This window comes from Mesomycoplasma ovipneumoniae ATCC 29419 (assembly GCF_028885435.1).
Classification (GTDB): Bacteria; Bacillota_I; Bacilli_A; order Mycoplasmatales; family Metamycoplasmataceae; genus Mesomycoplasma; species Mesomycoplasma ovipneumoniae.
Genome location: NZ_CP118522.1, coordinates 641382 through 654392, shown reverse-complemented (window position 1 = coordinate 654392; position 13011 = coordinate 641382). Strand labels below are relative to the sequence as shown.

Below are 13011 nucleotides of genomic sequence, written 5' to 3'. Positions count from 1 at the left end.
GTTATTCTCCACTAATTTATTGATCTTTTTTTTAGTAAAATAAAAAAAATTTTGTAAAATTAAATCTAGTTGATCAAAACTGACCTTTGAAAGGAAAAAATGACATACCAAAATTATCTTGAATTACGACTAAAACAACAAAATGAAACTAAAAGTCTACGTTCAGTTTTAATTATTGACGGACATGATGAACGGGCAATTCAAGCCGCTCAGCAATTAAAAGCTAAAAATTTAGTTAGACCAATTTTACTTGTTGACGAATTATATGAGAATCTTGAAATCGACCAATATTTAGTTGACGAAGAAGAAAAACAAACTTTTATACAGCAATTTTTAAAAATCCGTAAAAACAAGGAAACATTAGAATCAGCTGTCGCCCAATTTGATTCTAATGCATTTTACGGGACAATGCTTCTTCGAAACAAAAAAGTTGACGCTGTAATAGGCGGGCTTAATTATCCAACTGCAGAAATTCTTCGTGCTGCATTCAAAATTATCGGACCAAAACCAGATATTAAAACAATTTCTTCCGTAATGATAATGCATCGAGGTGATGAAAAATACTTATTTAGTGATATTTCGGTAAATATTTTACCAAACGAAACTCAATTAGCTGATATCGCTAAAAACGCACTTGACTTTGCAATTCAACTTGGATTTGACCCTAAACCAGCCTTTTTATCATTTTCAACAAAAGGATCAGCCAAATCACCTCAATCTGATGCCGTATCTAGAGCTGTAAAAATGTTCAATGCAACCTCACCAATTGAAGCTTATGGTGAAATTCAACTAGATGCAGCTCTTGACTATAAAGTACGTCGCCAAAAATATGGTGAAAATGTTGCTACAAATGCGAATGTTTTAATTTTTCCAAATCTTGATGCTGGAAATATTGGCTACAAAATTGCTCAAAGACTTGGTGGCTTTGGGGCAATAGGACCAATAATCACCGGAATCGCTGCTCCTATTAATGACTTATCACGTGGAGCAACGGTTGAAGATGTTTTTTACACCGCACTAATTAGCGCACTTCAAGTTGAAAAGGATAAATAATGAAGAGTAAAATTTTAGTTATAAACGCTGGTTCATCCTCAATTAAATGACAAATTTTTGAAAAAGATACATTAGATTTGCTCGGAGTTGGACTAATCGAAAGAATCGGACTTCAAGAAGGCAAAATCAAAATGACATTTGACGGAAAAAGCTACAACTTGAGCAAAGATTTTCCAACTCATTCCGATGCCTTAGAGAGTCAAATTCAACTTTGAAAAGACAATAATTTAGTCCAAAACCTAGAAGAATTTGAGCTTGTTGGATTTCGAATTGTTCACGGGGGCGCAAGTTTTAATGCTCCAGCTCGCCTTGATGATTCAGCAATAGAAAAAATTGAAGAAGCTGCAAAATTTGCGCCTTTGCACAATCCAGGGGCGCTTGCAACTATTAGCGCTATCAAAAAATTACTTCCTTGAGCAAAATTATCAGCAAGTTTTGACACCGCTTTTCACGCAAGTATCCCTAAAGTTAATTACACATATCCAATTAATTCCCAAATAGCAAACAAGTACGGAATAAGAAAATACGGATTTCACGGCATTTCTCACAAATATATAACAACACAAGTTGAAAAAATCTATAATTCTGATTCAGTTAATTTTGTAAACATGCACATTGGGAATGGGATTTCTTTGTGTGCTGTTAAAGATTCGGCTTCAGTTGATACTTCAATGGGAATGACGCCACTTGCAGGTGTTGCCATGGGAACCCGAAGCGGCGATGTAGACCCCTCAATTTTAACCTACCTAGGCACAACAGCTAATTTTTCCTTCACTGATTTAGACACACTTTTAAACAAACAATCAGGACTTTTAGGACTTTCAAACGTTTCTTCTGACCTTCGGGATGTGATTTCTGCTGCAGACAACGGTAATCAATATGCAAGTTTTGCCCTTGAAGTTTATGTGCAAAAAATTGTCGACTATCTAATTAATTACATTAACAAGGTTGGTAAAAACATTAAAGCTTTAGTCTTTACCGGTGGAGTAGGCGAAAATTCAGCACTAATTCGCGCTTTGGTAATTGCAAAAATTCAATTACCAAAGTTGAATTTAGTTCTTGATCAAGAACTAAATTCAAGACCAATTCCAGAATTTGGCGCTATTGAAAAAATTTCAGCACCAGAATCAGATCTTGACATTTTCGTAATCAAAACAAACGAAGAACTGTTAATAGCAAAAAATGCGCTCAAAGTTTGAAACTAACCTTTATTAAGTTTTGAAAGAACCCATAATAAAACCAAAGTATTGAGATTATACAATATTTTTATTTTGCTCCAAGCATTTTTTTAAAAATTTTTGTGTTATTAATTTTGGCGAGTTTCCTGTTTGATAAATAATCTTAAAAAGTGTCCGGTTTTTGGGCACTTTTTAACTTTTTTGTCAAACTCAGGAAAAATAACTATCAAGGAAAAAACACTAAATTTTAAATCTAACACTCATGAATGCAAAATCTACTTATTAATAAAATAAGGCAAACTAAAAAAGCTAAAATTTTAACTTAAAAAGCAAAATTTGAAATTTTTAAACTGCTTTTTTAGTTTAAAACACTGCAAAAAATCAATTTATGGATACAATAACAAAACCATAAAAAAATACAACTACTATTTAAACTCAATGCAAATAGAAAACTCGTTTTTATTTGCAGCGAGCCTAAAAAATATGTGAAGTTTTGAAAGAGCCATAACCAAAAGCCCTAAATTTATAGATTTCTAAACGGGTAAATTTAAGGCATTCCATCATATTTAAAAATATAATGGATAATTCGCAATGTCTGATTTTTTAGACAAAAAACATAATCAAGTCCCCCTTAATTCAATATCAAAATTTATTAATTATTCTTAGCGAAGTTTATTATAACATAATTTTATTTTTGACCAAACATTTTTTAAAAATTTTTTTGCTGATTAATTTTTGCCTAAAATCTTTGATTACTAAAAATATTTTTTATTTACTTTTTATTTTGATCTTAAAGTATTTTGGTATAATAAGGTCATACTTATCGAGATATTCTATTAAAATGTTTAATTACTAAAAATATTTTTTTATTTTCTTTAGATCTTAAAATATTTTGGTATAATTAAGACATACTATTGAAATATCTAGTAAAGTCTAAAATTTATTTTACCTATCTATTTTTTATTTAAAGAAACAAAGTTGAAATAATTTCAAGCTTTGTTTTTTGTCATTAATAGACAAAAAACAGGTAAATTAAAACAAAATCTGTATTATATAAAAAGAGGAGTAATTATGGCTGAAAATCTAACAAAAAAAGAGAAAAATTAATGAAAGCAACTAAAAAACGTGCAATCATACTTTCACTGCTTGCCTTTGGTGGTCTTAGTATTGGTTCACTCAGTTTTCTTCCTTTCCTTTTAAAGTCTTGAAATACACTTCAATATAATATTGTTGATTTTAAACATATTAATCGTGATAATATTGGTTATGAACTTGAATTTGCCCTAAGTGATTTAGATTCATACAAACTAAATTATCAAGATTTAAATGTTGACTTTACAGTTGATGAGCAAGGAAAAGACGTAATTGTTTCACACAAAGCCATTTATGATGAATTTAGTCGAACTTGGAGGCTATCTTCAAATTATAACGGTCTTAGTTTTGGAAAAAGATACTATCTAAAAGTTTATCTTGATGATAAAAAGCAAAAAAGATTTTCTGCCAAAAAAGTAATTGCCTTTGGTCAAAATGTTACAAATTTTGTCGATACTCCGCCTGCAGTTTCAACAATTAATTTTCAAACCAAAACTCCTTCTAGTGCCTCAGTTTCACTAAAATTTGCCGACGAGGCTGCTAATCTTGAGGGTAAAAAAGTTGCCCTAGAGTATTATTATGTCCTAAAAAATCAATCAGCACCCACTGATGTGCTCAGCAATTCCCAGGAAATTCACACTTCTTATGTTGATTCAGCAACCGTTAAAAACGGAGTGGCTGAGTTTAGTTTGGAAAATCTTCACCCGGGAATGGATTATAAAATTAGTGCAATTCGTTATGTTGACAGTTCTGCCCCAGCTAGTGATATTCCGCTTGTGCCAATGCAAAAAATTGCCCTAGCTCCACAGATTAACTACGAACAAGACGCCCAAAAAGAAAAACTTTTTGAAGCAACAACCGGCAAATATAATTATCGCGCTGATTCTTTGATTGACCAAAACTTAAGTTTTGACTCAAAAAGACTTACAGTTAATTTTTCAACTCTGGACTCAAGCCCTAATTTGGAAAACAAGCCAATAAAACTAAACTATACAAATATTTTAACAGGCCAAAAATTTAGTGTAAGTTCATTTTTTGCCGCTAATTTAGCAAGCTTTGACCTAAACAATTTAGCTCCAGGTTCTTCTTATCAAATCGAGAATTTTGAGCTCGAGTCTTCAAAAGTTGAATTTGGCCAAACTTTCATTAAAAACTTTCATACCCCAGCGGCAATTGTTGAGTCAAAAATTGCAACCGGTGCGACTTTTTCTAAAGTTGACTTATCTGTTGTCTCAGTTGATAATTTAGAAGGAACAAAAGCGCATTTATATTTAGACGATAATTCACTTTTGCCAGTTAGCGGTGTTTTTAGAAAAACTAGCGAGACAAATTCTTACCAAATTAGTTTTTGAGCCAAAGGGGGCTGACCAATAAAACAAAATACGGTCTTAGCAGAGTTGTTTTTTGACAGTCTAAGTCCAAATTCTGTTTTTGCCAAAAACAGAGATGGCTATGATTATTTAAATTTGGCCTGAGACAACAGTCTCGAGACTGGCTCAGCAAGTCGTAATTTTATTACTTCAATTTCAGATTTAAAGACTTTTATTAAATTAGAGCCAAAAATTCTTGCCTCAAAAGTTGAATACACTTTTGGCTTTGGTCTTGATTCATCTTTTTTAAACGACAAAGAGCTTTATTTATACTATCACAAAAAAGATGAGCCCCAAAAAGTCTATAAATCAAAAGCAAGCATTCCTCAGGGTTCAGAAATTAAATTTGAGCTTGAAAACTTTGAGAGCTCAACAACTTATAAACTTGAAAAAATTGTCATTTCTGACTATCCAGAGGTTGCTGTAGCAATCAATTTTGATCCTAACAAAAAAACACAGCAAAACTTACCGCTGGACGAGTTTTTTGTCAAATATTATGTTTCAGACATTAGCTTTGAAAGTGTTGACCAGACAAGTGCAGTTGCCAAGGTAACAATTAATGGAGACTTTAAAAACATTCAAGAAGCAAATCTAGACTTAAATGCCAAAATCGTCTTTGGTCAGCCCGGCTTTACTAATCTAACAGAAACAATTAATTTAAATCTTGCTAACTTGAAAAATTCAGTTCCTGTTAGTCAGACAGGAGCTGCTGGTATTAGTCCAACTCGGCACGAGTTACAAGACGACAAGCTTGTTATGTATTTTGATCTTAAAGATCTTGATCCTAAGACTCAATACCAAGTTGCTGATGTTGAAATACTCGGAAAAACTGATTTTTTCAGTTCTGAAGGAATTCTTGACTTAAATGCAAGATTTACAACTAGTTTCCAAAAAGTTAAAATAATCGGGGCAAACTTTGAGTCAATCGATCTAAAAAGTGCTCGTGCTTCAATTTATATTGATCCAAATTTCAACCGTTATTTAAATGGTAAAAGATTTAATGCAATTTTTAAATCTGAAGACGGCCAAGAAATTAAATCTCAACCTTTAGATCAAAATTCAACTCCTGAATATTCAGTTCTTAGCAATAACATCCTTTCAGTTAAATTAGACAAACTTAGTCCTGGAAAAAAATATACTTTTTTCAAATTAGATCCAGCCCCAGGCCAAGACGAGGCTTTTAATAATTTAGAGTATAAATTTATTGACCTAAACCAAAATGAAACTGATGACTTACCTCATTTTTATACCCTAAGTGATATAGCTTCAATTTCAGCTGAGCCTACTCAAGACAGTGCAAAATTGACAGTTAATTTTACCACAAAAGATCCAAACTACAATAAAAGAGCAAATTCTTCACTAAAAAAAGCCGTTATTTTCCTTAAAAATAACGCAACCGGAACGGTTGCCTCAGCTCAGGCTGATGAAATTAAATATGAAGACGGACTTAACAAAGTTGAATTTGATGTTCAAAATCTTGACAAATTAAGCCACTATACAGTTAGTGAGATTTTGCTTGACGGCCAAAAAATTGAATTTAACGAGCAATTAAAAGATGAAGCTGCCCAGCAGCGTAATTTTGCAACCGTAGCAAGTACGGCAAAAATTATCAAAGTAGTCCAAACTGCCCAGTCTCATAATAAAATAGCAGCCGAGTTATCATTTGATCCAGTTAGCGATACCTTTTTAAGCGGGGACAGTATCAAAGTTGTTCTTCAGAACTCAAAAGACAATAAAACTGTTGAGGCAAGTGGGACTGTAGACCAAAACTTAGTACTAAAATTAAATTTTGACCAACAGGTTGAGGCTGGTTCAGAATATTCAATTTTAAGTATTACTAACGAGACAAAAAATAAAGATATTCAAACTTCTGTTGGCTTTTTATTCCAAAAAAGTGTTGACAATTACAACCCAGATCTTGAAAAAACAAGTATCCAGTCTGAAAAATTCTACTCATCTCCTGAGCTAAAGACTTTCCAAGTAACTTCAAATGCAAACGAAACTGTGAAAGTAAAGCTAACTTTTGCCGATGCCCAAAAATTATTGTTGCAAAAAGTTGCTAGCCAACAAAAACAGCTAACCCTTTTAATAAAAAACACCCAAACAGGTGCAATTGTAGCCTCAAGTGCAACAGCAACAGAAAAAGCTGATCAAACCGGCCAAGTTGAAGCTGAATTTACTTTTTCAAATCTTGATCGAGCAGCAAAATACGAACTAGTTTCAGTAAATGACTATTCTCGTCCTGATTATTTAATTTTTAAAGATGAGAGTAATTTTAAAGATGATAGTACTAAGACTTTTGTTGTAAATGTTGACAGCATTGAAATTAAAAATCTTGTCTATTCAGATATTAAACAAAACTCAGTTAAGGCCGAAATTTATTTTGACCCAATCAGAGATGCTTATTTAGCCGGTAAAAGTATTGACGTTGAAATTAAGCAAGATGGTGATCCGGTAGCTCAACTAGTTACCGTTGATGCTTTGGCTCAAAGTCCAACAACCAACACTAAAAAAACAGTTACAATTCAAAAACTAGACGATGGACGGCTAAGAGCTGAGATTGTTTTTGACAGTCTTGCTGAAGGTAAAGACTTTAAAATTGCCCTTTTAAGTTTGGCAAACAAACAAGATGTAAAAACAAATGATCAATATAAATCAAGCGGTCCTAAATTTAAAATAGTTAATGATTTTCTAGCCCAAAGTGGTGCAAAATCTGCTGAAATTACAGCTGATTCAAACCAAAAAACTCTAAAATTTGCAACTGACGTTGTTGTCTCAAAAATTGAATTTAACCCGGTTGATTCAACAACCAACATTGACAAACAACAGTCAGCAAAAATTAAAGTTGAATTTTCTAACTCAAATAATGAACTGCTAAAACTAAAAAAAGACCAGCTTGCAACATTAACATTAATTAACAAACTAACTGGAAAAATAGTACTGGCTTCAGCAAAAATTAATGCTAGAGAGTCAGTTGCTGGCCAAAAAGCTGAAACTTCTGCTTCAGTTGAATTTGAATTTAATAATAATCTAGAAAAACTAACAAAATATGAAGTTAGCTCAATTTCTGTTGTTCGGCCAAATGGTATTTATTCAATTCCTTTTGCAGCAAATATAGTTGATCAACCTAAGACATTTGTAACTCAATTAACCACTGTTAGTGTTAAAAATATTTCTTATGTTGATGTTAATGAGACAAGTGTTGAACTTACAGTCTTTTTTGACTCAGTTAATGATGATATTTTAAATGATCAATTTGAAGCTGAACTTGAATATGTTCTAAAAACCAAAGACACTGAAGTTAAAAAATCAAGCAAAGTTACTGTTTCAAATAACCAAGTAATTTTTACAATTGACGGTCTTGATGAGGCAAGCACTTATGAAGTTAAAGGACTAAAACTATCCAAAAAAGTACAAGTTCGCAATACTCGTTCACTTCGTCGCACTCGGCGTCAAGCTCCTGAGGCAAGTCCAGTTGCAAACAATATTAATGTAGTATTTGACAAAACTGAAGTTGAAGACAAACACAAAAAACTCTTTTCAACAAAGTCTTTAATTTCTGAAATTAAAATTGACAAAACTTTATTGGAACAAGAATTAAAAGCAACACAGCCTCAATTAACCCTTGAGCAGACTAATTTAACTGATACTCAAGCTGGTATTGAGCTTAAAATTAAAGATCCAAAACAATTTTTCAAAGATTATGTCAGCGGGCCTAAAGCTGCTAGTGCTTCTTCAGACATTAAATTAGTTGTAAAGTCAAATCGTACTGGAGCAATTTCTCAGGCAGGTGCTCAAATTAGTTTTGATGAAGCAAAAAACGTGGCTACTGTTAAATTTTTATTAGAAGATTTAGAAAAATATACAGTTTATTCAATTGTTGATATTTTTGTCAATGGCGTTCGCCTTGGATTTTTAAATACTCTAACTGAAGACCAAAAAGAATTTGCAACAACAGCACGGGATGTTACTCCTAATTATATTGCCCAAACTGAATTTAAACGTCATGGTGCGGTTCTAAGAATGGTTTTTGATATTAATAAAAACTGATTTTTAGTTAACAATAAAGTTAGACTAACATTTAAAAAATTCCAAGCCGCTGGTGCCGACGATCCTGATCTTAGTGTTGAGACAACTGTTGACCAAGATGGTCTTGCTGTTTTCAGAATTAATAAAGATAACTTAGCAAATAAAGTTCCGGTAGGAAGTCGTTTTGAAATTTCAAAGCTTGAATTTATTCCGGATGTTGATGCAAACCAAAAAGTAGTTAAATTCTTCCCGCTAAACACAGTAACTTCAACTGACTCAACCAAAACACACTCAGCAAGTCAGTCTTCAAATCTTGTTCCTTTGGCTCGTTCACGTCGTAGTCTTAGTGTTTTTGACAGTTCTTCTTCGACAGCTAGCCAATTCCAAGATGGTTCTCAAGCTTCGGGTCAAGCAGCTGCTCCGGCGGGTTCTCCGGCGGCTCCGGCTCCAGCAGGTACTCCTGCTGATTCACCAGCAACCTTAGCTAATACTAACTTTTTGAATGTAAATATCTCAACAAGTCCGCTTCAAGATCCAACAGTACTTTCATCTGCCCCAGCTCCTGCAGTTAAGACTACTTTTGATACAGCTTCATTTATTAGTGCAGTTGAAAAAGTTAATCTTTCAGGAACTAATGCTGAATTAAGAATTACATTAAATTCAACTTTATTATTAGATGCTCAATCACCAACAATTAAATTACATTATATTGATATTACCGATGGTAAAGAACATAAGGCAGACCTAATTGGTCGTCCTGCAGCAGGCTCAAGTACTTCACAATATACTTTTAGGGCAAGTAATTTAAAAACACTAAATTATTACCAAATTGTTTCAGTTAATTATGCAGATAATAACAATGCTGAACAAGTAATTGCCTTTGATGATCAGTCAGTTAAATACGAAGACAAACTATTTCGAACAACCCCAACTAGCTTTAGTGTTAAAAAAATTGACTCAACTTACAATTCAAGCAAAAAAACAGCTAATGTTAAAATTACCCTTGATGATCAAGTTGCTCAATATTTAGAAAATTATACCGTCAGAGTTTCTTACCAACGGATTGATAAGACAAATAGAAATGTAACAACCTCTACTGTTAATGGAATTATTAATTCTGACTCAACTGTTAGTGTTGAGCTTACAGATAATTATGCTAATGGTCAAAAAACACTTATTATACCGGAAGCTAAAACAACACTAAGAGTTGATAATCAAACAAATACACTTAATGCTAAAGTTAATGATCCCGAAAGTAATAGAAATATTTCTACTGACGTTAAGACAATTGATCCAAACAAATTATTTGAAACTTATAATTATAAAATTACAAAAGTTGAACTAGTTCAAAAACCAAGCTCAACTTCTGGTCGGGCAAAAAGAAGTGTTGCAACTTCAAGTCCAAACCTTGTTGATTTTAACTCAAATTATAATTCTTTAGCAACTTTTGATAGATCAAACAACCAGGCAATTAATGAAACATCAATTATTCAAACAAGTCCAATTGCCTTGTATGATCAGTTAATTTATGTTGAAGAAAAAGATAAGTTTTCAGGAATTGATGCAACAATTTATGCATACTTTATTTCTTCAGAAGATCTATCTGACCAAGATAGTGATAGAAATAATTTTAGAGTGCAACTATACAATGAGTCTCTTAAAAAATATGAACAAATAAGAAAAGCTAGTTCAATTAAAAAATTAACAGATTCAGGAAATGGAAGAGGCAGCTCACATTTCTATGTTGCTACTTTTGAAACTAATTTAAATAAAGCTTCACTTTATAATATTGAATTTTTTGCTTATAAAGATCAAAAAATTGAACTCTCTGAGTATAAAACCCAAAGAGTTGACAAAAGTCAATTTACAACTCCAGGGGAAAAAGCTTGACTTACTAATTTTTCTCAAGTTGGAGCTTATCAAGATGAGGCCGCAAATGTTATTTTCCAATTTGACGAAAAAGACGAATATCTTTGAAGAAACAAACACAAAGTTGAACTTGAAATTACCGAAAAACTTGACCAATCTGCCAGCGGGTCAGGTAGAGCTGCAACTCCTTCAGTAACTAAATTTAGTTTTATTCCTGATGGCCCAATTTCAAGAGTAACAATTGATAATGTTAATTCAAAAGACACTAGAGCCCAAGCTAGTTTAGCCCCAAATAAAACTTATGAAATTACTAAATTTACAATTAAAGAACCTACCTCACCAGCTCCAGGGCCGGGTAGACTATCAACTTCAAATCGTAATTTAAGAATTAAAACTGTTGATGCCAGAAATCAAGCTGCAACAGTATTAGGTCCAAATAGAATGGAAGTTGCCAAATTTGACTCAGTTGAGGTCGAAAATGCCCCTAGAGATCAAAAAATTCCATTTTTTGAAACTAAAGCTCAGTTTGAGTATGAAGAGAGAACTAATTTTTCTCAAGATGATAATACAGATGCTGACGGAAGATCAGCAACTTTAGAATTTAATTTTAATAAACATTTTTTACAAATTCCAAGAAGTTTTGCAACAATTACTATTATTCGTTCAGATGCTGCTACAGCAACTGCACCAGCAGGTTCAGCTCCTGGAACTGCTGCGGATCAAACAGAAATTAGTTTTATTTCCGAATCTCAATATGACCCAACAACTGGAAGAGTTACTTTTAAATTAAACAACCTTGATAGATTCCATACTTACGATATTAAGAATTTTGAAATTGGTGGAGTTAAAATCGATAACTTAGCTAGTTCAACAAAATTGACATTTACACCAACAGTTCAAAAAATTTTCCTAGCTGACTTAGAGGTTAAAGACTTAAAAACCGGAACTACTGGAAGTAATACAGGTTCAGGAAATACTGCAGCTTCAGGTTCTACCCCAAATTCAGGAGGTCTCAATCCTAAAAAAGAAGATGGATCAAAAGTTTTTGGGAATGTAAGTCTTTACTTTGATAATGATAATTCATTTTTAGAAGGTGCAACATTTGAAGTTAAAATTAAAAACAAAAATGATAATACTGATATAGTTACAATTCCTAGTCTACAAGTACAAAAAGATACGACAAAAACAGCAACACCTTATAAAGTTGAAATTGATTTAGATAGAAACACCCAAAATAGAATCCAACCAGGAACCAAAATTGGTTTTGAATTTAAACTCAAAAGTGTTTCAAGCGATACTGATCTTAAAGGTAGAAGACCTGAGGATATTGTAGTTGCCGTTCCTGAAAGACAATATAATTTAGATTATGCCCCTATATTGGAATCAGAAGTTATTATTCCAACTGTTATTGAGTCTTTAGTTGTGTCTGAACTTAAAGATACAAGTGCAAAATTAAAAATTAAATTAAAAGGTGATCCTGCTAACTTCGAGCGTGTTGTTAACAATCCGATTGTTTTATCTATTCAACCTGATCCAAACCAACAAACAACAAGTAAAATTCCAATTACTTTAATTACTCAATCACAAGTTACAAGATTTCAAGATAAATCAAGATTTGAAATCGAATATGATTTAGACAATTTAATCCCAAATGTTGAGTACAAAATTTTAAAACTTCAAGGTCAAGATCTTGAAATTCCTTTTGGTGAGCAAAATTACAGACTTAAATTGGAACAAAACCCTGGTGGTGCATTAACTCAAGCTAGCACAAGTGAAAAAGTATTCAAAACTCCTTTTACTGAGCTTTCACCTGAGAGAATTATTTTAACCCAAGCACCTAGAAATTATACTAGCACAGGTGCTACTCCTAAACCTGAATATGCACCTGAGAATTTAACTCTAAATTTAGATCCAGTTCAAATGTGATCACTAAATAATAAAAGAATTAAAGTTAAATTTAAAGCTCTTGACCCTGCAGGTAAACCATTAACAACTGGTGACAATGCAGCCGAAAAAGAATACGAATTTAATGTTGAATACGATGCTAGCAAAAAAGCACTTGTTGCAAGTCTAAATAATAAAGAAGTCACCGATGCTCAAGATACTAATTTCTATCCTTCAACAACTTATAAAATTAGTCAAATTAAAACAGTTGATGCTGATGTTTCAAATCAAATTACTTTAAATCTTGATGATACCCAAGCTACTGTTCCTAACAAAAATAATCTTGAGTTTACAACTCAGTTAGCTCAACCTCCATTAGTAAAGGCCGGAATTACTAATTTCTACAGTTGAAATTGATTTAGATAGAAACACCCAAAATAGAATCCAACCAGGAACCAAAATTGGTTTTGAATTTAAACTCAAAAGTGTTTCAAGCGATACTGATCTTAAAGGTAGAAGACCTGAGGATATTGTAG

Annotated in this window: 3 protein-coding genes; all 3 read left to right on the top strand. The window is 32.5% G+C overall.

The features are described 5' to 3' along the window. Positions 1–99 precede the first annotated feature (99 nt). The 3 genes from PWA39_RS02375 to PWA39_RS02365 all read left to right on the top strand — a co-directional run bounded on the left by PWA39_RS02375 (position 100) and on the right by PWA39_RS02365 (position 12901). Positions 100–1053 carry a phosphate acetyltransferase gene (locus PWA39_RS02375; protein ID WP_010321441.1) on the top strand — a complete coding sequence of 318 codons (954 nt, stop codon included), beginning with the start codon at positions 100–102 and terminating at the stop codon, positions 1051–1053. Beyond that, entirely contained in the window at positions 1053–2258 is a 1206-nt protein-coding gene (locus PWA39_RS02370) for an acetate/propionate family kinase (RefSeq protein WP_069099678.1), read from the top strand. Before PWA39_RS02375 ends, PWA39_RS02370 begins: the two co-directional genes overlap by 1 nt. Positions 2259–3337: 1079 nt before the next feature. Then, the gene (locus tag PWA39_RS02365; protein WP_274827413.1) at positions 3338–12901 is read left to right on the top strand and encodes a DUF1410 domain-containing protein; all 9564 of its coding nucleotides are present in this window, start codon (positions 3338–3340) and stop codon (positions 12899–12901) included. Positions 12902–13011 lie beyond the last annotated feature (110 nt).